The organism is Parundibacterium terreum (assembly GCF_014636315.1).
Classification (GTDB): Bacteria; Pseudomonadota; Gammaproteobacteria; order Burkholderiales; family Burkholderiaceae_D; genus Undibacterium; species Undibacterium terreum.
Genome location: NZ_BMED01000003.1, coordinates 1 through 19,623 on the forward strand (window position 1 = coordinate 1; position 19,623 = coordinate 19,623).

Here is a 19,623-nt window from a genome sequence, read left to right on the forward strand (position 1 = left end):
CTGGTTCGATCGAGTTGCCGAAAGACAAAGAAATGGTCATGCCAGGCGATAACGTGTCGATCACAGTAAAACTGATCAACCCGATCGCGATGGAAGAAGGTCTGCGTTTCGCGATCCGCGAAGGTGGCCGTACTGTTGGTGCTGGTGTTGTTGCAAAAATCATCGAGTAATTATTTTAAATAAATACTCTCGCTCTTTGTTAAATACTGCGGGCGCCTGGCGCAAGCCACCGTCCGCAGATCGCTCTTTATAAGGAAGTAACATGTCTGCTACAAATCAAAAAATCCGTATCCGTCTGAAAGCTTTCGATTACAAGTTGATCGATCAGTCGGCACTCGAAATCGTTGAAACAGCAAAGCGCACCGGCGCTGTTGTTAAAGGTCCAGTTCCTTTGCCAACACGTATCCAGCGTTTCGACGTTCTTCGTTCCCCACACGTGAACAAAACTTCCCGTGACCAGTTTGAAATCCGCACTCACCAACGCCTGATGGACATCGTTGATCCAACAGACAAAACAGTTGATGCGTTGATGAAACTGGACTTGCCAGCAGGCGTGGACGTAGAAATCAAATTGCAATAATAGAAATTCGAAGAATCCGGCTTTTGGTTTTTATTGAGCTGATTGCCGGAGATTTCAAAGTTTCAAATTATTGGAAAATGTCACATACCACAATTTTTGGCATTTTCAAACAAATAGTCTTGTAAAACTTTTTTCTGCAAGCTATAATCGAAGGCTTAGGTGTCGGCTCGCATTTTGCGGGCCTATGCGTTTAAGTTTTTTAAACAGTCAGCCTCACCCAATCGTAGGTGAGAATGGAGAAAACAATGAGCTTGGGCCTTGTTGGTCGCAAGGTTGGTATGATGCGTATCTTTACTGATGACGGGGATTCAATTCCAGTTACAGTATTGGATGTATCCAACAACCGCGTGACACAAATCAAAACTCCTGAAACAGATGGTTATTCCGCTGTTCAGGTAACTTTCGGTCAGCGCCGTGCGTCGCGTGTTACTAAAGCGGCAGCCGGTCACCTTGCAAAAGCAGGTGTTGAAGCTGGTACTGTCCTCAAAGAATTCCGCGTTGAATCTGCAAAAGCCTCAGAAATGAAGGCAGGCGATGTTGTGCCTGTTGGATTGTTTGAAGCTGGTCAGAAAGTGGACGTGCAGGGCGTGACAATTGGTAAAGGCTATGCCGGTACCATCAAACGCCATCACTTCTCTTCTGGTCGTGCAACTCACGGTAACTCCCGTTCGCATAATGTACCTGGTTCTATCGGTATGGCGCAGGATCCAGGTCGTGTTTTCCCTGGTAAGCGCATGACTGGTCACCTGGGTGATGCGACTCGCACTGTGCAAAATCTGGAAATCGCTCGCGTTGACGCTGAGCGCCAGTTGTTGCTGGTGAAGGGTGCCGTACCAGGCGCGAAAAATGGTCAGGTGATTGTTTCGCCTGCTGTTAAAGTTAAAGCCAAGAAGGGAGCTTAATCTATGGAACTGAAGCTCCTAAATGCACAAGGCCAGGCAGCGTCCAACGTTGCTGCACCTGACACTATTTTTGGTCGTGATTACAACGAAGCCTTGATTCATCAAGTCGTTGTTGCATTCCAAGCGAATGCACGTAGCGGTAATCGCAAACAGAAAGATCGTGAAGAAGTTCACCACACAACCAAGAAGCCTTGGCGTCAAAAGGGTACAGGCCGTGCACGTGCCGGTATGTCCTCTTCTCCATTGTGGCGCGGCGGTGGTCGTATTTTCCCGAACTCCCCAGACGAAAACTTCTCTCACAAAGTTAACAAGAAGATGTATCGCGCAGGTATCTGCTCGATCCTGTCTCAGTTGGCTCGTGAAGACCGTTTGAGTGTGGTTGATAGCCTGACTGTTGAAGCTCCTAAGACAAAACTGTTGTCCGAAAAGCTGAAAGCATTGGGTTGTCTGGATTCCGTTCTGGTTATCACTGAAGAATTCAATGAAAACCTGATGTTGGCAGCCCGCAATCTGGCGAATGTCCTGGTTGTTGAGCCGCGTTATGCTGATCCAGTTTCCTTGGTTTTCTTCAAGAAAGTGTTGATCACTAAAGCAGCGTTGGCAAAGATTGAGGAGATGCTGGCATGAACGCAATAGTTAAGCACAGCGAAGAGCGCCTGATGAAAGTGCTGCTGGCTCCAGTTATTTCCGAAAAAGCGACTATGGTCGCTGAGAAAAACGAGCAAGTAGTTTTCCTGGTAATGCCAGATGCGACCAAGCCGGAAATCAAAGCAGCAGTTGAACTGTTGTTTAAAGTCCAGGTTGAGTCCGTTCAAGTGGCTAACCGTCAAGGCAAACAAAAACGTACCGGTAAATTTAATGGCCGCCGCAACCATACAAGACGCGCTTTTGTATGCTTGAAGCCAGGTCAGGAAATTAACTTCACCGAGGGGGCATAAGCATGGCACTCGTTAAAATGAAGCCAACCTCGCCAGGTCGTCGTGGTATGGTAAAAGTGGTAACAGAAGGCCTGTACAAAGGTCGTCCGTTTGCCGCTCTGTTGGAAAAGAAATCGAAAACTGCCGGCCGTAACAACAACGGTCACATCACTACCCGTCATATCGGTGGTGGTCACAAGCAGCACTATCGTGTCATCGACTTCCGTCGCAATAAAGACGGTATCACGGCAAAAGTAGAGCGTATTGAATACGATCCTAACCGTACAGCGCACATCGCTTTGTTGTGCTATGCGGATGGTGAGCGTCAATACATCATCGCTCCAAAAGGTCTGTCCGTTGGCGATCAGGTAATGAACGGTTCGCAAGCTCCGATCAAAACCGGTAACTGCCTGCCAATTCGCAACATCCCAGTCGGTACAACCATGCACTGCGTGGAAATGTTGCCAGGCAAAGGTGCGCAAATTGCTCGTACAGCCGGCGCCGCAGTTGTTCTGATGGCTCGTGATGGTACTTACGCTCAGGTGCGCTTGCGCTCCGGCGAAGTTCGTCGCATCCATATCGAATGCCGCGCGACAGTTGGTGAAGTAGGTAATGGCGAACATAACCTGCGCAAAATTGGTAAAGCTGGTGCGATGCGTTGGCGTGGTGTTCGTCCTACCGTTCGCGGTGTGGTCATGAACCCGGTCGATCACCCGCACGGTGGTGGTGAAGGTAAAACTGCAGCCGGCCGTCATCCAGTATCGCCATGGGGTCAACAGACCAAGGGTAAGAAGACACGTCGCAACAAGCGCACGACTTCGATGATCGTCTCACGCCGTGGTAAGAAATAAGGGATAACTCATGACACGTTCATTGAAAAAAGGGCCGTTCTGCGACGCCCACCTGGTGAAAAAAGTCGAGGCTGCGCAAGCAATCAAAGACAAAAAGCCAATCAAGACATGGTCACGTCGTTCGACAATTATGCCGGACTTCATAGGCTTGACGATCGCTGTACATAACGGCAAGCAACACGTGCCTGTGTATGTATCCGAAAACATGGTTGGTCACAAACTTGGCGAATTCGCGCTGACTCGTACGTTCAAGGGTCACGCCGCCGATAAAAAGGCTAAGAAATAGGTGCGATGATGGAAACTAAAGCAATTCTGCGCGGTGTGCGTCTGTCTGAGCAAAAAGGTCGTCTGGTGGCTGACCTGATTCGCGGTAAAAAAGTAGATCAAGCATTGAACATCTTGGCCTTCAGCCCGAAAAAAGGCGCAACAATCATCAAGAAAGTTCTGGAGTCTGCAATTGCAAACGCCGAACACAATGATGGCGCTGACATCGATGAGTTGAAAGTAAAGACTATCTATGTTGAAAAAGGTGCGATCTTGAAGCGCTTCACAGCGCGTGCTAAAGGTCGTGGTGATCGTATCTCTAAACAATCCTGTCACATCTACGTGACTGTAGGTAACTAAGGAGTCACGATGGGACAGAAGATACATCCAACCGGTTTCCGTCTTGCGGTTACACGTAACTGGTCTTCCCGCTGGTATGCAGGCAATGGTAACTTTGCCTCCATGCTCGGTGAAGATCTGAAGGTACGTGAATACCTGAAGAAGAAACTGAAAAACGCATCAGTAGGTCGTATCACTATTGAGCGTCCAGCAAAAAATGCCCGTATTACTATTTACAGCTCCCGTCCAGGCGTTGTAATCGGTAAAAAAGGCGAAGACATTGAAATCCTGAAGGCAGATCTCGCGAAATTGATGGGCGTACCTGTACACGTCAATATCGAAGAAATCCGCAAGCCAGAAATCGACGCACAACTGATCGCTGATTCTATCGCTCAGCAGCTCGAAAAACGTATCATGTTCCGTCGCGCAATGAAGCGCGCGATGCAAAACGCGATGCGCCTGGGTGCCAAGGGTATCAAGATCATGTCCGGCGGACGTTTGAATGGTATCGAAATCGCGCGTAAAGAATGGTATCGCGAAGGCCGTGTGCCTCTGCATACTCTGCGTGCTGATATCGACTACGGCTTCGGCGAAGCATCGACTACATACGGCATTATTGGCGTTAAGGTTTGGGTTTACAAAGGCGATCGTCTGGCAAACGGCGATGCACCTGTAATCGAATCCACTCCAGAAGACGACAAAAAACGTCGTGGTCCGCGTCGTGATGATGGTAAGCCAAATAGCCGTCCTCGCGCCAAGCGCCCAGAAGGACAAAACACACCCGGTACAGCAGCAGCTCCCGCAGCTAAACGTGTTCGCACCAAGGCTGATGGCGCAGTAGCAGCACCGGCTGAGAAAGCAGGAGAATAATCATGCTGCAACCAGCACGCAGAAAGTATCGTAAAGAGCAAAAAGGCCGCAACAAGGGTATCTCGCATACCCGTGGTACTGCTGTTTCTTTTGGTGAGTTTGGTCTGAAAGCGGTTGGCCGCGGTCGTATTACTGCGCGTCAAATCGAAGCTGCACGTCGTGCGATGACTCGTCACATCAAACGTGGTGGCCGTATCTGGATCCGTATTTTCCCAGATAAGCCAATTTCACAAAAACCTGCTGAAGTCCGTATGGGTAACGGTAAGGGTAATCCTGAGTACTATGTTGCCGAGATTCAACCAGGCAAGATGCTGTACGAGATGGATGGTGTCGATGAAGCGCTGGCACGCGAAGCGTTCCGCTTGGCTGCAGCTAAACTGCCGTTATTGACAACGTTCGTCGTCCGTCAAGTCGGCCAATAATAGGAGTTGAAAATGAAAGTATCTGAACTCCAGGGCAAGGACCAGGCGGCTTTGACCAAAGAGCTGAATGAACTGCTGAAGGCCCAGTTTAGCCTGCGTATGCAAATCGCTACGCAACAACTGAGCAATACTTCCCAGCTCAAGAAAGTTCGTCGTGATATCGCACGCGTAAAAACTGTCATGAATCAGAAGGATGCCAAATAATGAACGATCAAGTTAAAGTGGCATTGAAGCGCACATTGATTGGCAAGGTTGTTTCCGACAAGATGAACAAGACCGTAACAGTGGTCGTTGAGCGTCACGTCAAGCATCCTTTGTATGGCAAGATCATCGTTCGTACTAACAAGTACCACGCACACGATGAAGCGAACCAGGCAAAGGCCGGCGACACCGTTGAAATTCAAGAAGGTCGTCCTATCTCCAAGACTAAAGCTTGGACAGTGACACGTGTGGTTCAAGTCGCACAAGTAGTATAAATTTATTGCACAATTCGTTTTTTAGTGTAATAATAGTTGGCTGTCATTTGCAAAGCATGCGAATGACAGCCTAAATGCCTTTCATGACACGCAGTTGTTGTGGAAGTGGTTAAAAAATTCGTCCACCTAATCAGTTGGCTCGTGCATTGTTAGTTGTTAATTCTGACAAATAGTGGGTTGGCTGGCGGGACCAAGACTGACTACAAATTTGCATTGTGCGGATTATGTGGATTAAGTTGGGAAAGAGAACATTATGATTCAAACAGAAAGCCGGCTGGAAGTGGCTGACAATACTGGTGCGCGCGAAGTTTTGTGCATCAAGGTATTGGGCGGCTCCAAGCGTCGTTATGCAGGTATCGGTGACGTAATCAAAGTTACTGTGAAATCTGCTGCTCCTCGCGGTCGTGTAAAAAAAGGTGAGATTTACAACGCTGTTGTTGTCCGCACAGCCAAGGGCGTACGTCGTCAAGACGGTTCCCTGGTGAAGTTCGACGGCAATGCTGCAGTATTGTTAAATGCAAAACTCGAACCAATCGGAACTCGTATTTTCGGCCCAGTGACACGCGAACTGCGTACTGAGCGCTTCATGAAAATCGTTTCGCTGGCTCCAGAAGTGCTGTAAGGGGTTGTGATGAGCAAAATTCTGAAAAACGACGAAGTCATCGTCTTGACGGGTAAAGACAAAGGTAAGCGTGGTCAAGTGCTGCAAAGCATTGATGGCGAATACGTTGTTGTCGCAGGTGTTAACGTTGCTAAAAAAGCGACTAAGCCTAACCCAATGACTGGCGCAGTTGGTGGCATCGTGGATAAAGTGATGCCGATTCATGTTTCAAATGTTGCGTTGTTTAACGCTGCATCTGGCAAAGCAGACCGTGTAGGCTTCAAGGTAGTGGATGGCAAGAAAGTCCGTATCTACAAGTCGACTGGCGAAGTTGTGAAGGCGTAATCATGGCCCGTCTACAAGCATTTTATAAAGACAAAGTTGTTGGCGATTTGACAGAGAAGTTCTCTTACAAATCAGTAATGGAAGTGCCTCGCATTACCAAGATCACCCTGAATATGGGTTTGTCGGAAGCTATTGCCGACAAAAAGATCATTGAGCACGCCGTTGGTGATTTGACTAAGATTGCTGGTCAAAAGCCAGTCGTAACCAAAGCGCGTAAAGCGATTGCTGGTTTCAAAATTCGTGAAGGTTACCCAATTGGTTGTATGGTAACTTTGCGTGGCGCTCAGATGTATGAATTCCTGGATCGTTTCATTACTGTGGCTCTGCCGCGTGTACGTGACTTCCGTGGTGTGTCTGGTCGTGCGTTTGATGGTCGTGGTAATTACAACATCGGTGTCAAGGAACAGATCATTTTCCCTGAGATCGAGTACGACAAGATTGACGCGCTGCGTGGTATGAATATTAGTATCACAACGACAGCAAAGACCGACGAAGAAGCGAAAGCGCTCCTCGCCGCATTTAAATTCCCGTTCAGAAACTGAGGTCGCCATGGCAAAACTGGCACTGATTAATCGTGAGCAAAAGCGTGCTGACCTGGTGAAGAAATTCGCCGGCAAACGCGCCGAATTGAAGGCCATCATTGATGACCAATCAAAAACTGAAGAAGAGCGTTATGTTGCTCGTCTGAAGTTGCAGGCATTGCCACGTAATTCCAATCCGACTCGTCAGCGCAATCGCTGCTCTTTGACAGGTCGCCCACGTGGAACATTCCGTAAATTCGGTTTGGGCCGTATTAAACTCCGTGAAGTCGCCATGCGTGGTGAAGTCCCGGGTATGACTAAAGCCAGCTGGTAATAGGAGAATATGCAATGAGTATGAGCGATCCTATCGCCGATATGCTGACCCGCATCCGTAACGCACAAGTTGTTCAAAAGACTGTCGTTGCAATGCCATCCTCCAAAGTCAAGATTGCTATCGCTAGCGTCCTGAAGGATGAAGGTTACATTGAAGATTTCGCAGTTTCTGAAGCTGCAGGCAAATCCGAATTGAAAATCGGATTGAAATATTACGCAGGACGTCCTGTTATTGAGCGTTTGGAGCGTGTTTCACGCCCAGGTCTCCGTATTTACAAAGGTAAAGACGAGATTCCAAATGTGATGAACGGTTTGGGAGTGGCGATTGTTTCCACACCAAAAGGCGTTATGACTGACCGCAAAGCGCGCGCAACCGGTGTCGGTGGCGAAGTGATTTGCTACGTCGCCTAAGGAGTGCAAGATGTCTCGAGTAGGTAAAATGCCAATCGCTTTGCCAGCAGGTGCTGAAGTTAAGATCTCGGCAGAGCAGATTACAGTAAAAGGCCCTTTGGGCGCGCTGACACAAGGTCTGAACGGCCTGGTAACAGTAGCAAACGACAACGGTACACTCAGTTTTTCTCCGGCTAATGACGGACGTGAAGCCAATGCAATGACCGGCACCCTGCGTGCTCTGGTCAACAACATGGTCAACGGCGTTACTAAAGGCTTCGAGCGTAAATTGACCCTGGTTGGCGTTGGTTACAAAGCGCAAGCACAAGGCGATAAATTGAATCTGTCCTTGGGTTTTTCACACCCAGTTATCCACCAAATGCCGCAAGGCGTGACGTGTGCTACAGCAACGCCGACTGAGATCCTGATCAAAGGGATTGACAAGCAACGCGTAGGTCAGGTGGCAGCTGAAGTTCGTGCATACCGCAGCCCAGAGCCTTATAAAGGCAAGGGTGTCCGCTACGCGGACGAAGTGGTTGTGATTAAAGAAACCAAGAAGAAGTAATAGGGGTTGACGATGGACAAGAAACAATCACGTCTGCGCCGCGCACGTCAAACCCGTGCCAAGATCGCAGAACTCAAAGTGACCCGCCTGGCCGTGCATCGTACCAACCAGCACATCTACGCGAACATCATTGGCGCAGATGCCAAAGTGTTGGCGTCGGCTTCCACCGTAGAGGCGGAAGTACGTGCAGAGTTGGCAGCAGCATCCGGCAATGGCGGCAACGCAGCAGCAGCAACTCTGGTTGGCAAGCGCGTTGCGGAGAAAGCATTGAAAGCAGGGGTTACCGAAGTTGCGTTTGACCGCTCCGGTTTCCGTTACCATGGCCGCATCAAGGCGTTGGCAGAAGCCGCGCGTGAAGCTGGCTTGAAGTTCTAAGGAAAATTCGTCATGGCAAAAATGCAAGCGAAAACAGCGGCTGACAAGCCGGATGATGGCATGCGCGAAAAAATGATCGCGATCAACCGTGTAACCAAAGTGGTTAAGGGTGGTCGTATCATGGGCTTCGCAGCACTGACAGTAGTAGGCGACGGCGACGGCCGTATCGGCATGGGTAAAGGAAAATCGAAAGAAGTTCCAGTAGCCGTGCAAAAAGCGATGGAAGAAGCACGTCGCAAGATGATCAAAGTGACTTTGAAGAACGGTACTCTGCAACACACCGTTACCGGCAAGCACGGCGCGTCATCTGTGATGATCTCTCCTGCAAAAGACGGTACTGGCGTTATCGCCGGCGGCCCAATGCGCGCGATTTTTGAAGTAATGGGTATTGTGAACGTTGTGGCTAAGTCCAACGGCTCCACTAATCCTTACAACATGGTTCGTGCTACTTTGAATGGTTTGTCCAAGATGAGTACTCCTTCGGAAATCGCTGCCAAGCGCGGCAAGACCGTTGAAGAAATTCTGGGCTAAGGTGAGCGAAATGACAAAGACAGTAAAAGTAACTTTGGTCAAAGGCTTGATCGGGACTCGTGAGTCCCATCGTGCAACCGTTCGCGGTTTGGGTCTGCGTCGCGTTAATTCGGTATCCGAATTGCAAGACACGCCATCCGTACGCGGCATGATCAACAAAGTCTCGTATCTTGTGAAGGTTGTATCGTAAGCCGTCAGGTTTGCGATCGGAGCAAATTATGGAATTGAATAGCATACAGCCAGCAGATGGCGCAAAACACTACAAACGTCGTGTTGGTCGCGGCATTGGTTCTGGTTTGGGTAAGACAGCGGGTCGCGGCCACAAAGGTCAAAAATCCCGTTCAGGCGGCTTTCATAAAGTCGGCTTCGAAGGCGGTCAGATGCCTTTGCAACGCCGTTTGCCTAAACGTGGTTTTAAATCCTTGGCAACGCCTTATAAAGCAGAAGTTCGTTTGACCGACCTGGAAAATCTGCCAGTGTCCGAAATCGATATCCTGGCTTTGAAACAAGCTGGTGTCATCGGCGACCTCGCACGTGTAGTACGTGTGATCCTGTCCGGCGCGATCACTAAAAAAGTTACTTTGAACGGCTTGATCGTCACTAAGGGCGCGAAAGCTGCAATCGAAGCTGTTGGCGGCACAGTCGCTTAATAGAGTGCTGACACCGGAGCAATAATTGGCAACATCTCCACAACAAGCTAAAAGTGCTGCAAGCGGATTCCCATGGGGAAGACTGTGGTTTTTGCTGGCGGCGCTGGTTGTATACAGGATTGGTACGCATATACCTGTTCCAGGTATAGACCCGAATGCACTGGCTGACCTGTTTAAGCAAAACCAGGGTGGTATCCTGGGTATGTTTAATATGTTCTCCGGTGGGGCGTTGTCGCGTTTTGCAGTATTTGCACTGGGTATTACGCCGTACATTTCGGCGTCTATCATCATGCAATTGCTGTCGATCGTCTCTCCGCAGCTGGAAGCCTTGAAAAAAGAAGGCGAATCCGGTCGCAGGAAGATAACGCAGTACACGCGTTATGGCACGCTGGTGTTGGCTCTTGTTCAGGCTTACTTCATTGCGTTCGGATTGGAAGGCCAGCCGGGCTTGGTGATTGCACCTGGTATCGCATTCCGTCTGACGACGTCGATTACTCTGGTTACCGGCACCATGTTTCTGATGTGGCTCGGCGAACAGATTACCGAACGAGGTCTGGGTAATGGTATTTCCATCATTATCTTTGCCGGTATCGCAGCAGGTTTGCCAGGTGCTCTGGGTGGTTTGTTCTCGCTGGTGAATACCGGTGCGATGAGCGCGATATCCGCGATTCTGATTTGTTTGATCGTTGCAGCAGTGACTTTCCTGGTTGTGTTTATCGAGCGCGGTCAGCGCAAGATCTTGGTGAATTATGCCAAGCGCCAGGTCGGTAACAAGGTGTACGGTGGTCAAAGCAGCCATTTGCCTTTGAAGTTGAATATGGCGGGTGTTATTCCTCCTATTTTCGCTTCGTCGATTATTTTGTTCCCGGCGACGATAGTCAGCTGGTTTACAAAAGGCGCCGAGTCTTCCAATAGCGGTTTTGTCCGCTTCCTGAAAGACCTGGCGGCATCGATGGGACCTGGTGAGCCTATCCACGCCTTGCTGTATGCGATTGCAATTGTATTCTTCTGCTTCTTCTACACTGCGTTGGTATTCAACAGCAAGGAAACAGCAGAGAACCTGAAGAAAAGCGGTGCGTTTGTTCCTGGAATTCGTCCTGGTGACCAGACAGCTCGTTACATTGACAAGATTTTGATGCGTTTGACACTGGCTGGTGCGGTTTATATCACGCTGGTCTGCTTGTTGCCTGAGTTCATGCAAGCGCGTTGGAAGGTACCGTTCTATTTCGGTGGTACGTCTTTGTTGATTATCGTAGTTGTCACCATGGATTTCATGGCACAAGTACAAAACTATGTGATGTCACAGCAATACGAATCGCTTCTTCGTAAAGCAAATTTCAAGGGCGGAATTCCTTCTAGGTAGGCCCAGAGGAACAGCAGATCGAATGGCAAAAGACGACGTTATACAGATGCAGGGCGAGATTCTAGAGAATCTTCCGAATGCAACATTTCGAGTTAAGTTGGAAAACGGGCATGTTGTACTTGGCCATATTTCCGGGAAGATGCGAATGAACTACATCCGCATCCTTCCAGGTGATAAGGTGACAGTGGAATTGACGCCTTATGATTTGAGCCGGGCGCGAATAGTGTTCCGAACCAAGTAAATTAAAAGTGAATTAGAAGCAAAGGAAAGAGGGCAAAAATGAAAGTTCTCGCATCAGTTAAGCGGATTTGCCGCAATTGCAAGATCATCAAGCGCAAGGGTGTTGTTCGTGTTATTTGCACAGAACCACGCCATAAGCAGCGCCAAGGTTAATTTAACGTTATTGATCGAGGAATAACGAATGGCACGTATAGCAGGGGTTAATATCCCAAATCATCAGCATACCGTAATCGGCTTGACAGCTATCTATGGTATTGGCCGCCCACGCGCAGAACACATCTGCGAGGCAACCGGTGTATTGACCAATAAAAAGGTCAAAGATCTGGATGACAACGAATTAGAAAAGCTTCGCGATGAAATTGCAAAATTCATCGTTGAAGGTGATCTGCGTCGTGAAATCTCGATGAACATCAAACGTTTGATGGACTTAGGTTGCTACCGCGGCCTGCGTCATCGTAAGGGCTTGCCTTGCCGTGGTCAGCGTACACGTACTAATGCACGTACACGCAAAGGTCCACGTAAAGCAGCGCAATCTCTGAAGAAATAATCCTAGTAAGCAGTTAAACTAGCCTACGGATTCAAGGAATAGTCATGGCAAAAGCACAAAACAACGCGGCCGCAGCACGCGCTCGTAAAAAAGTTAAAAAGAACGTCGCTGAAGGTATTGCACACGTTCACGCTTCTTTTAACAACACCATCATCACGATCACTGATCGTCAAGGCAATGCGCTGTCATGGGCAACTGCTGGCGGTGCTGGTTTTAAAGGTTCGCGTAAATCGACACCGTTTGCAGCGCAGGTTGCAGCAGAAGCAGCTGGTAAAGTTGCTGTTGAATGCGGCGTCAAGAATCTGGAAGTTCGTATCAAAGGACCAGGCCCAGGCCGTGAATCCTCTGTACGCGCACTGAACAACCTGGGCATCAAGATCTCCCTGATCCAGGACGTTACTCCAGTTCCACACAACGGCTGCCGCCCTCCAAAGCGTCGTCGTATCTAATAGTAGAGAACCTACTATCTTTCTGACGGTTTTACCGTTAGAATGCAACCCGCCAATAAATTTGGTGGGTTTTGTTCGTAAGACCACCGTCTGATAGCAGGCAGATCAGACTAGCGCAGCGGGGTAATGTCCCTGCTCTGCGTCATTTAATAAAAGGAAATTATCGTGGCACGTTATATCGGACCAAAAGCAAAGCTATCCCGTCGCGAAGGCACGGACCTGTTTCTGAAAAGCGCACGTCGCTCTTTGGATTCAAAATGCAAATTAGATGCAAAACCAGGCCAGCATGGTCGCACTTCCGGTGCTCGTACCTCTGACTTCGGTAACCAATTGCGTGAAAAGCAAAAAGTTAAACGTATGTACGGTGTTCTGGAGCGTCAATTCCGCCGTTATTTCGCTGAAGCCGATCGTCAAAAAGGCAACACAGGCGAAACACTGTTGAAACTGCTCGAATCCCGTCTGGACAACGTTGCTTACCGTATGGGCTTCGGCTCCACGCGCGCTGAAGCACGTCAATTGGTCAGCCACAAAGCATTCACAGTTAACAACATCGTTGTTAACATCGCTTCTTACACAGTAAAAGCCGGCGACGTTATCGCTGTTCGTGAAAAAGCTAAAAAACAAGTGCGTATCGCTGAAGCTCTGTCCCTGGCAGAACAAAGCGGCATGCCTTCATGGGTAGCTGTTGATGCGAAGAAAATGGAAGGTACTTTCAAGTCCATGCCAGACCGCAGCGACATCGCTCATGACGTCAACGAATCCCTGATCGTCGAATTGTATTCACGTTAATATTCAAGTTTCACCGCCTGCCTATACCCATAGGCAGGCTTTTTTCTTTGTGCCACCAGGTGATTTATACATCCTTGCGATGTATAGAAAACCATTCAGCCTTATCGGTGTAACGAGCCGAGGGTATTGAAAAGGACTTTCATGCAAAACAATCTGTTGAAGCCACGTATTATCGATGTGGAAATGCTGGGTGCCGGTCACGCTAAAGTCGTGATGGAACCGTTTGAACGTGGCTATGGCCACACACTGGGCAATGCTCTGCGCCGTGTATTGTTGTCCTCGATGGTAGGCTACGCGCCGACCGAAGTGACAATCGCCGGTGTTGTTCACGAATATTCTTCCCTGGACGGCGTTCAGGAAGACGTAGTTGACATCCTGTTGAACTTGAAAGGTATCGTTTTCAAGCTGCACAACCGTGATGAAGTCACACTAACATTGAAAAAAGATGGCGAAGGCGCCGTATTGGCTTCCGACATCGATCTGCCGCATGACGTAGAACTGATCAACCCGGATCACGTTATTGCCAATCTGACTGCCGGCGGTAAGCTGGACATGCAGATCAAGGTAGAAAAAGGCCGTGGCTATGTGCCAGGTAACGTTCGCCGTCTGAGCGAAGATGCGAACAAGACTATCGGCCGTATCATTCTGGATGCATCGTTCTCCCCAGTACGCCGTGTTTCCTATGCAGTTGAATCTGCACGTGTGGAACAGCGTACCGATCTGGACAAACTGGTTATCAATATCGAAACCAATGGCGTGATCACTCCTGAAGAAGCAATTCGTCAGTCCGCTCGCGTTCTGGTTGACCAATTGAACGTATTTGCCGCCCTGGAAGGCACCGAAGCTGCAGCGGAAGCACCGTCCCGCGCACCTATGGTCGATCCAGTGTTACTGCGTCCAGTGGACGATCTGGAACTGACAGTACGTTCCGCAAACTGCCTGAAAGCCGAAAATATCTACTACATCGGCGATCTGATCCAGCGCAGCGAAAACGAACTGTTGAAGACACCAAACCTGGGTCGCAAATCCTTGAACGAAATCAAGGAAGTTCTGGCATCCCGTGGTCTGTCCTTGGGCATGAAGCTGGAAAACTGGCCACCAGCCGGTCTGGAAAAATAATTTGTAGTGTGGGCAGCCTGGCTGCCCATTAGTCCGTAGTACCTGTATTACCGGCCCGCACTGCCGCGCTGTTCAGTCAGCACCGGCAGTGATAGAAGAGCTGGAATTTTTTAAATCGAAAGGAAATACCATGCGTCACCGTCACGGCTTACGTAAGCTGAATCGTACTTCTTCCCATCGCTTGGCGATGCTGCGCAACATGACAGTATCCCTGCTGCGTCACGAAGCAATCAAAACAACTTTGCCAAAAGCAAAAGAACTGCGCCGCGTTATCGAGCCGATTCTGACTTTGGGTAAAACAGATACACTGGCAAACAAGCGTCTGGCATTCAACCGCCTGCGCGACCGCGAAATGGTTGTCAAACTGTTCGCAGAACTGGGCCCACGTTACGCTAACCGCAATGGCGGCTACCTGCGTATCCTGAAAATGGGTTTCCGCGTTGGCGACAATGCTCCTATGGCATACGTAGAACTGCTGGACCGTCCAGAAGTCACTGATGCTGCAGACGCACCGACAGCAGAATAATTCTGCTTTCATGTCGACCTAGTGTCAGACAAGTAATACTTAAAAGCCAGGCTAAGCCTGGCTTTTTTTTCGCCCGCGCCCAGGATTTTTTGGTCCCGCGCAAGAATCGGCCCATATTGCTACAATAGAGAGTGTTACTGCAAGCGAGACGTCCAGTATCAAGGCGTGAGCAAAATGGATCAAATTCTGCTGGTTATCTGCAATGTACCGGACGCAGCAAGTGCGCAGCAACTGGCTGAAGAAATACTTAAAAATAATTATGCGGCTTGCGTGAACGTAATGCCGGAAATGCGGTCTTTCTACAACTGGAATGGCCGGCAGGAAACATCAACAGAATTTGCCTTGCTGATCAAATCCACTCAGACAAGGTACGCGGAATTGCAGGCTTTGATAGAAAACCTGCATCCGTATGAAGTACCGGAAATCATCGCAATCCCGGTCGCAGCTGGCTTACCCGCCTATCTGCAATGGGTCCTCAAGGAAACAGGAAGTAAATGAATACTTTGGCATTTGAATATAAGACCAGCAACGGACAGCGCATGATCCGGTTTTTGGGCGCACTGGTGATGCTCTGCATGGCGGCATTGCTGTTCAGCATGTCCGCGCATGCGGAAGATGAATTCCTGGATCCGGAGGTGGCATTCAAATTTTCTGCCAAGATGGTAGAGCCGGGCGTTGCCGAAGTGACTTATCAGATCGCCGACGGCTACTACATGTATCGTGAACGCCTGCAGTTCAAGGCAGACAATGCGACGCTGGGAACACCGGAGCTGCCAAAAGGCAAGGTCAAGTTCGACGAAACCTTCCAGAAGGAAGTGGAAACCTACCGCAAGAGCCTGGTATTCCGCGTCCCTGTACAGGCATCCGGCGACTTCAACCTGCGTATCACCAGCCAGGGTTGTGCTGACCAGGGCCTGTGCTACTCACCGATGGAATCGGTTGCCAAGTTGACGGTGGCTGGCGGCACCAGCAGCGGCAATGCTGCTCCGGCACCGACCCCGACCGTTAGCCTCGGCGCCCAGACACCTGCGAACGCGTCCAGTGAAGTGCCTGCGGAAGGCCCCAGCGTGGCAGATGATGCAGAGAGCAGCAGCATCAGTTCTGCATTGAAAAGCGGCAAGCTGACCGTGATCATGCCCTTGTTCCTGTTGCTGGGCCTGGGCCTGTCCTTCACACCGTGCGTATTGCCCATGGTGCCTATCGTGTCTTTCATTATCGTCGGCGAAGGCGCCGGAGTGAGCCGTCGCCGCGGCTTTATCCTGTCTTTCAGTTATGTGATGGGTATGGCCCTGGTGTACACGGCATTGGGCGTTGCTGCCGGCTTGCTGGGCGGCGGATTGGCCGCGACCTTGCAGAACCCTTGGGTGCTGGGTGCGTTCGCTCTGCTGATGGTCATACTCTCCTTGTCAATGTTCGATGTTTACCAGTTGCAGGTGCCGGGCGCACTGCAAACCAAGCTGAGCGCGGCTTCTGACGGCCAGCGCCGCGGCAAATTGATGGGTGTGTTCGTCATGGGCGCGATCTCGGCGTTGATAGTTGGCCCATGCGTGGCTGCGCCTTTGGCTGGAGCCCTGGTGTATCTGAGTCAGACCCGTGACGTGGTGGTTGGCGGCGCTGCGCTGTTTGCGATGGCGATAGGTATGGGCGTGCCCCTGTTGCTGGTAGGCGTGTCCGCCGGCAGCATATTGCCGCGCGCCGGCATGTGGATGGAGAGCATCAAGCAATTCTTCGGCGTGCTGATGCTGGCAATGGCTTTGTGGCTGGTATCGCCTGTATTGCCTGCCTGGCTGCAGATGGCGGGTTGGGCTGCATTGCTGATCGGCTATGGCCTTTACCTGCTGTTCTTGCGTAAAAATAGCGGTAATGTCGCCAAGGCATTTGCCTTGATATTTACGCTGCTGGGTGCCGTACAACTGATCGGCGTCAGCACCGGTGGGCGTGATGTTTTCGCGCCGCTGGCGCATTTTGGCGGAAACCAGGAGCACGGCGTTAAATTCACGCGCATCCGCTCTGTGTCTGAGCTGGACCAGGCGCTGGCGCAGTCCAAGGGCAAGACAGCAGTATTGGATTTCTATGCCGACTGGTGCGTGTCTTGCAAGGAAATGGAAAAGCTGACTTTCACCAACCAGAAAATCAAGTCCAGGATGGATGAGATGCTGCTGTTGCAGGTTGACGTTACTGCCAATAATGCCGACGACAAAGCGCTGCTGAAACGCTTCAATCTGTTTGGGCCTCCCGGCATCATCTTTTTCAATAAGCAGGGCCAGGAAATCAAGGGCGGACGCGTGATCGGCTACCAGAATCCGGACAAGTTTGCCGGTTCACTGGGACGGGTAGAGGGAATTTAAGCGAAGCTGAGTGTGGAAGCTTAGTGCGCGGCATAGGCAGCATATACGCCTGTAGATATAAGCATTTGACAAGTTTGTTGTTGAACTTGCATCCTACTGGCATTATATTGATACTTTCAGCTTTTATTGGAGAACACTATGACACTGCGTTTAGGCGACACCGCTCCTGATTTCGAGCAAGATTCCTCTATCGGTAAAATCAAGTTCCATGATTGGGCAGGCGATTCCTGGGTCGTCCTGTTTTCACACCCCGCCGACTTTACCCCGGTCTGCACGACAGAGCTGGGTCTGACGGCCAAGCTGAAACCTGAATTCGACAAACGCAATGTCAAGGCCATTGCGCTGTCTGTCGATCCTGCAGAAACTCATCTGCAATGGATCAAGGATATTGAAGATACGCAAAAGACTGTAGTCGGCTTCCCGATTGTTGCCGATGCTGATAAGTCGGTGGCTGGCCTGTACGACATGATCCATCCCAATCAGTCTGAAACTGCGACCGTGCGTTCGCTGTTTGTGATTGATCCCAAGAAAAAAGTCCGTTTGATCATCACCTATCCGATGAGCACAGGCCGTAACTTCGACGAAGTGCTGAGGGTAATCGATGCACTGCAGTTGACGGATGGCTATACAGTCGCTACCCCAGGCAACTGGCGCGACGGTGATGACGTGATCATTCCTCTGTCGGTCAAGGATGAAGAAGTGATCAAGCAGAAGTATCCCAAGGGCTATACTTCACCACGCCCGTATCTGCGCATTACGCCGCAACCGAACAAATAAACGGCCATTTACTGGCAATAAAAAAAGCGCCTGTTTTGCAGGCGCTTTTTTTATTTGCGGGCCCTAGCCTTCCAGTGGCTCCGGCATGATTAGTTCGGCGTAATCATATAGCGCGCCCAGTATCGCTTCTTCCCGCTCGCCGGCAGTTTCCGCCAGTGCGTCTATCTGGCCAAAATAGTCGTCCACCGTCAGCGCATTGGCATAGCCGTCATACAATCTGGCGGCGCGGTGTTCTTCCCATTGCTGATGCTCTTCCGGCGTCAGGCTGTCCGGGAAATTGCGGGCGCGGTAACGGAATAGCAATTCCGTCAGCCTTGCATCCTGAAAGCCAGGCCTGGCCTTGGCCAATTGTTCTACGCTCATCAGGCGCAGATCATTCAACAGGCGTCGATCGGTATTGCCGACGAAGCCGCCATACAAGTCCTCGTCCACGTCTGCTGCCGCTGTCTGCGGCCGGTCAAATACCTGCTCCCAGATAATGCTCATGTCAGGGCCGGACAGCGCCAGTTGCGCATGATGCTGTATCAATGCGGTATCGATACCCCATTGCTGCGCTCTGGCTGCGCTGAGGGTATTGAGGTTGCCGATAACGACCGGGGATTTATTCAGGTGTATGGTTTTCACCGGCAACCTGCTCACTCCCTCCGGTAGCGAGTCGGCCTTGCTGAACATGCGGGTCTGTATGCTGGCGGCATCCAGGGTGAATAGTTCACTCGGATCTTGCGTCAAGTCCCAGGCAATCACTTCATTCTTGTTTTGCGGGTGCATGGCCAGCGGCCACATCGCAGTGATGCAGCCGCGTTCTACCGGGATCATGCCGGACACGTGCAGGAAGGGCTTGCGGGCAGGTAAGCCCATTTCAGCAGAAACACGGTCTTTCTTGTGCAGGGCTAGGCAAAAGTCGAACAGCTTGGGCTGGTGCTGGCGTATCAGCCTTGCCAGCGCAATGGTGGCCCGCACGTCGGATAAGGCATCATGCGCCGCCTCATGTACCAGTCCGTTGGCGGCGCTCAGGTGCTCCAGTTTAAAGCTGGGCCTGCCGTCTTCGTGCTTGTGCCAGTTGATGCCTTCCGGCCGCAGCGCAAACGTCGTGCGCACCATATCCAGGATATCCCAGCGGCCACACTGATTTTGCCATTCACGCGCGTACGGGTCGATCAGATTGCGCCAGAACATGAAGCGCGTGATTTCATCGTCAAAGCGTATCGTGTTGTAGCCCACGCCTATCGTGCCGCTTTGCGAGAAGGCTTTTTCTATCTGCGCCGCAAACTGGTATTCCGGAATACCGCGTTCCAGGCAGGTTTGCGGTGTGATACCGGTAATCAGGCAGGCTTCCGGGTTGGGCAGAAAATCCGGCGCCGGCTGGCAATACAGCATGATGGGTTCGCCGATTTCATTCAGCTCGGCATCGGTGCGTATTGCGGCGAACTGCGAAGGGCGGTCTCGCCGCGCCTGCGCGCCGAAGGTTTCATAATCGTGCCAAAGAAAGGTGTGCTGGGACATGGAGTGTGTGGCGAGTAATATGAGTGCGGA

34 protein-coding genes are annotated in these 19,623 nt (G+C 50.6%); 33 read left to right on the plus strand and 1 reads right to left on the minus strand.

Going from position 1 to position 19,623, the window contains the following annotated elements; translation table 11 throughout:
- From IEW12_RS14720 to IEW12_RS14880, 33 genes are all read left to right on the plus strand, one after another.
- A partial coding sequence (locus tag IEW12_RS14720; RefSeq protein ID WP_503826894.1) for an EF-Tu C-terminal domain-related protein occupies positions 1-170 on the plus strand: 170 nt, incomplete at its 5' end.
- 92 nt (positions 171-262) lie between these two features.
- Positions 263-580, plus strand: a complete 318-nt coding sequence (gene rpsJ, locus IEW12_RS14725; RefSeq protein ID WP_188566862.1) for a 30S ribosomal protein S10 — start codon at positions 263-265, stop codon at positions 578-580.
- 245 nt (positions 581-825) lie between these two features.
- Positions 826-1,482, plus strand: a complete 657-nt coding sequence (rplC, locus tag IEW12_RS14730) for a 50S ribosomal protein L3 (RefSeq protein ID WP_188566863.1) — start codon at positions 826-828, stop codon at positions 1,480-1,482.
- Between the two features lie 3 nt (positions 1,483-1,485).
- Entirely contained in the window at positions 1,486-2,109 is a 624-nt protein-coding gene (gene rplD, locus IEW12_RS14735; RefSeq protein WP_188566864.1) for a 50S ribosomal protein L4, read from the plus strand.
- Complete coding sequence (gene rplW / locus IEW12_RS14740) at positions 2,106-2,420, plus strand: 50S ribosomal protein L23 (protein WP_188566865.1); 315 nt, start codon at positions 2,106-2,108, stop codon at positions 2,418-2,420. The genes rplD and rplW overlap by 4 nt, the downstream gene beginning before the upstream one ends.
- Before the next feature lie 2 nt (positions 2,421-2,422).
- Positions 2,423-3,250, plus strand: a complete 828-nt coding sequence (gene rplB / locus IEW12_RS14745) for a 50S ribosomal protein L2 (protein ID WP_188566866.1) — start codon at positions 2,423-2,425, stop codon at positions 3,248-3,250.
- 10 nt (positions 3,251-3,260) lie between these two features.
- Positions 3,261-3,536 carry a 30S ribosomal protein S19 gene (rpsS, locus tag IEW12_RS14750; RefSeq protein ID WP_105530985.1) on the plus strand — a complete coding sequence of 92 codons (276 nt, stop codon included), beginning with the start codon at positions 3,261-3,263 and terminating at the stop codon, positions 3,534-3,536.
- Positions 3,537-3,541: 5 nt separating this feature from the next.
- The gene (rplV, locus tag IEW12_RS14755) at positions 3,542-3,874 is read left to right on the plus strand and encodes a 50S ribosomal protein L22 (RefSeq protein WP_188566867.1); all 333 of its coding nucleotides are present in this window, start codon (positions 3,542-3,544) and stop codon (positions 3,872-3,874) included.
- A 9-nt stretch (positions 3,875-3,883) separates the two neighbouring features.
- Positions 3,884-4,723, plus strand: a complete 840-nt coding sequence (gene rpsC, locus IEW12_RS14760) for a 30S ribosomal protein S3 (RefSeq protein ID WP_188566868.1) — start codon at positions 3,884-3,886, stop codon at positions 4,721-4,723.
- A gap of 2 nt (positions 4,724-4,725) precedes the next feature.
- Positions 4,726-5,145: a 50S ribosomal protein L16 gene (rplP, locus tag IEW12_RS14765; RefSeq protein WP_188566869.1), complete on the plus strand. Its 420-nt coding sequence runs from the start codon at positions 4,726-4,728 to the stop codon at positions 5,143-5,145.
- 12 nt (positions 5,146-5,157) lie between these two features.
- Entirely contained in the window at positions 5,158-5,349 is a 192-nt protein-coding gene (rpmC, locus tag IEW12_RS14770) for a 50S ribosomal protein L29 (protein WP_188566870.1), read from the plus strand.
- Positions 5,349-5,621 carry a 30S ribosomal protein S17 gene (gene rpsQ, locus IEW12_RS14775; RefSeq protein ID WP_188566871.1) on the plus strand — a complete coding sequence of 91 codons (273 nt, stop codon included), beginning with the start codon at positions 5,349-5,351 and terminating at the stop codon, positions 5,619-5,621. The genes rpmC and rpsQ overlap by 1 nt, the downstream gene beginning before the upstream one ends.
- 253 nt (positions 5,622-5,874) lie before the next feature.
- On the plus strand, positions 5,875-6,243 hold the full coding sequence (rplN, locus tag IEW12_RS14780) for a 50S ribosomal protein L14 (protein WP_006464924.1): 369 nt from the start codon (positions 5,875-5,877) through the stop codon (positions 6,241-6,243).
- A gap of 9 nt (positions 6,244-6,252) precedes the next feature.
- Positions 6,253-6,567 carry a 50S ribosomal protein L24 gene (gene rplX / locus IEW12_RS14785; RefSeq protein WP_188566872.1) on the plus strand — a complete coding sequence of 105 codons (315 nt, stop codon included), beginning with the start codon at positions 6,253-6,255 and terminating at the stop codon, positions 6,565-6,567.
- A 2-nt stretch (positions 6,568-6,569) separates the two neighbouring features.
- Positions 6,570-7,109: a 50S ribosomal protein L5 gene (gene rplE, locus IEW12_RS14790; RefSeq protein ID WP_188566873.1), complete on the plus strand. Its 540-nt coding sequence runs from the start codon at positions 6,570-6,572 to the stop codon at positions 7,107-7,109.
- A 7-nt stretch (positions 7,110-7,116) separates the two neighbouring features.
- Positions 7,117-7,422, plus strand: coding sequence for a 30S ribosomal protein S14 (gene rpsN, locus IEW12_RS14795; RefSeq protein ID WP_188566874.1), 306 nt, complete (start codon positions 7,117-7,119; stop codon positions 7,420-7,422).
- 14 nt (positions 7,423-7,436) lie between these two features.
- Positions 7,437-7,832, plus strand: coding sequence for a 30S ribosomal protein S8 (rpsH, locus tag IEW12_RS14800; RefSeq protein ID WP_188566875.1), 396 nt, complete (start codon positions 7,437-7,439; stop codon positions 7,830-7,832).
- A 10-nt stretch (positions 7,833-7,842) separates the two neighbouring features.
- Complete coding sequence (rplF, locus tag IEW12_RS14805; RefSeq protein WP_188566876.1) at positions 7,843-8,376, plus strand: 50S ribosomal protein L6; 534 nt, start codon at positions 7,843-7,845, stop codon at positions 8,374-8,376.
- A gap of 12 nt (positions 8,377-8,388) precedes the next feature.
- Positions 8,389-8,751, plus strand: coding sequence for a 50S ribosomal protein L18 (gene rplR, locus IEW12_RS14810; RefSeq protein ID WP_188566877.1), 363 nt, complete (start codon positions 8,389-8,391; stop codon positions 8,749-8,751).
- 12 nt (positions 8,752-8,763) lie between these two features.
- Positions 8,764-9,282, plus strand: coding sequence for a 30S ribosomal protein S5 (rpsE, locus tag IEW12_RS14815; RefSeq protein ID WP_188566878.1), 519 nt, complete (start codon positions 8,764-8,766; stop codon positions 9,280-9,282).
- 10 nt (positions 9,283-9,292) lie between these two features.
- Positions 9,293-9,472: a 50S ribosomal protein L30 gene (gene rpmD / locus IEW12_RS14820; protein WP_126771746.1), complete on the plus strand. Its 180-nt coding sequence runs from the start codon at positions 9,293-9,295 to the stop codon at positions 9,470-9,472.
- 28 nt (positions 9,473-9,500) lie between these two features.
- Positions 9,501-9,932, plus strand: coding sequence for a 50S ribosomal protein L15 (rplO, locus tag IEW12_RS14825; protein ID WP_188566879.1), 432 nt, complete (start codon positions 9,501-9,503; stop codon positions 9,930-9,932).
- Positions 9,933-9,957: 25 nt separating this feature from the next.
- Positions 9,958-11,295 (plus strand): preprotein translocase subunit SecY, encoded by a 1,338-nt coding sequence (gene secY / locus IEW12_RS14830; protein ID WP_188566880.1) that lies wholly within the window; start codon positions 9,958-9,960, stop codon positions 11,293-11,295.
- Between the two features lie 22 nt (positions 11,296-11,317).
- Positions 11,318-11,536, plus strand: coding sequence for a translation initiation factor IF-1 (gene infA / locus IEW12_RS14835; protein ID WP_005663428.1), 219 nt, complete (start codon positions 11,318-11,320; stop codon positions 11,534-11,536).
- Positions 11,537-11,574: 38 nt separating this feature from the next.
- The gene (gene rpmJ / locus IEW12_RS14840; protein WP_014004415.1) at positions 11,575-11,688 is read left to right on the plus strand and encodes a 50S ribosomal protein L36; all 114 of its coding nucleotides are present in this window, start codon (positions 11,575-11,577) and stop codon (positions 11,686-11,688) included.
- Between the two features lie 28 nt (positions 11,689-11,716).
- The gene (gene rpsM / locus IEW12_RS14845; RefSeq protein ID WP_188566881.1) at positions 11,717-12,082 is read left to right on the plus strand and encodes a 30S ribosomal protein S13; all 366 of its coding nucleotides are present in this window, start codon (positions 11,717-11,719) and stop codon (positions 12,080-12,082) included.
- Between the two features lie 44 nt (positions 12,083-12,126).
- Positions 12,127-12,531, plus strand: coding sequence for a 30S ribosomal protein S11 (gene rpsK, locus IEW12_RS14850; RefSeq protein WP_188566882.1), 405 nt, complete (start codon positions 12,127-12,129; stop codon positions 12,529-12,531).
- 165 nt (positions 12,532-12,696) lie between these two features.
- On the plus strand, positions 12,697-13,320 hold the full coding sequence (gene rpsD, locus IEW12_RS14855) for a 30S ribosomal protein S4 (RefSeq protein WP_188566883.1): 624 nt from the start codon (positions 12,697-12,699) through the stop codon (positions 13,318-13,320).
- A gap of 141 nt (positions 13,321-13,461) precedes the next feature.
- Positions 13,462-14,439 (plus strand): DNA-directed RNA polymerase subunit alpha, encoded by a 978-nt coding sequence (locus tag IEW12_RS14860; RefSeq protein ID WP_188566884.1) that lies wholly within the window; start codon positions 13,462-13,464, stop codon positions 14,437-14,439.
- Positions 14,440-14,569: 130 nt separating this feature from the next.
- Positions 14,570-14,965 (plus strand): 50S ribosomal protein L17, encoded by a 396-nt coding sequence (rplQ, locus tag IEW12_RS14865; protein WP_188566885.1) that lies wholly within the window; start codon positions 14,570-14,572, stop codon positions 14,963-14,965.
- A gap of 174 nt (positions 14,966-15,139) precedes the next feature.
- On the plus strand, positions 15,140-15,463 hold the full coding sequence (cutA, locus tag IEW12_RS14870) for a divalent-cation tolerance protein CutA (protein WP_188566886.1): 324 nt from the start codon (positions 15,140-15,142) through the stop codon (positions 15,461-15,463).
- A 41-nt stretch (positions 15,464-15,504) separates the two neighbouring features.
- The gene (gene dsbD / locus IEW12_RS14875; protein WP_188567518.1) at positions 15,505-17,313 is read left to right on the plus strand and encodes a protein-disulfide reductase DsbD; all 1,809 of its coding nucleotides are present in this window, start codon (positions 15,505-15,507) and stop codon (positions 17,311-17,313) included.
- Positions 17,314-17,451: 138 nt separating this feature from the next.
- Positions 17,452-18,090, plus strand: a complete 639-nt coding sequence (locus tag IEW12_RS14880; RefSeq protein ID WP_188566887.1) for a peroxiredoxin — start codon at positions 17,452-17,454, stop codon at positions 18,088-18,090.
- A gap of 63 nt (positions 18,091-18,153) precedes the next feature.
- Here IEW12_RS14880 and sbcB read toward each other — a convergent pair whose 3' ends face one another.
- Entirely contained in the window at positions 18,154-19,593 is a 1,440-nt protein-coding gene (gene sbcB / locus IEW12_RS14885) for an exodeoxyribonuclease I (protein ID WP_188566888.1), read from the minus strand.
- Positions 19,594-19,623: the final 30 nt, after the last annotated feature.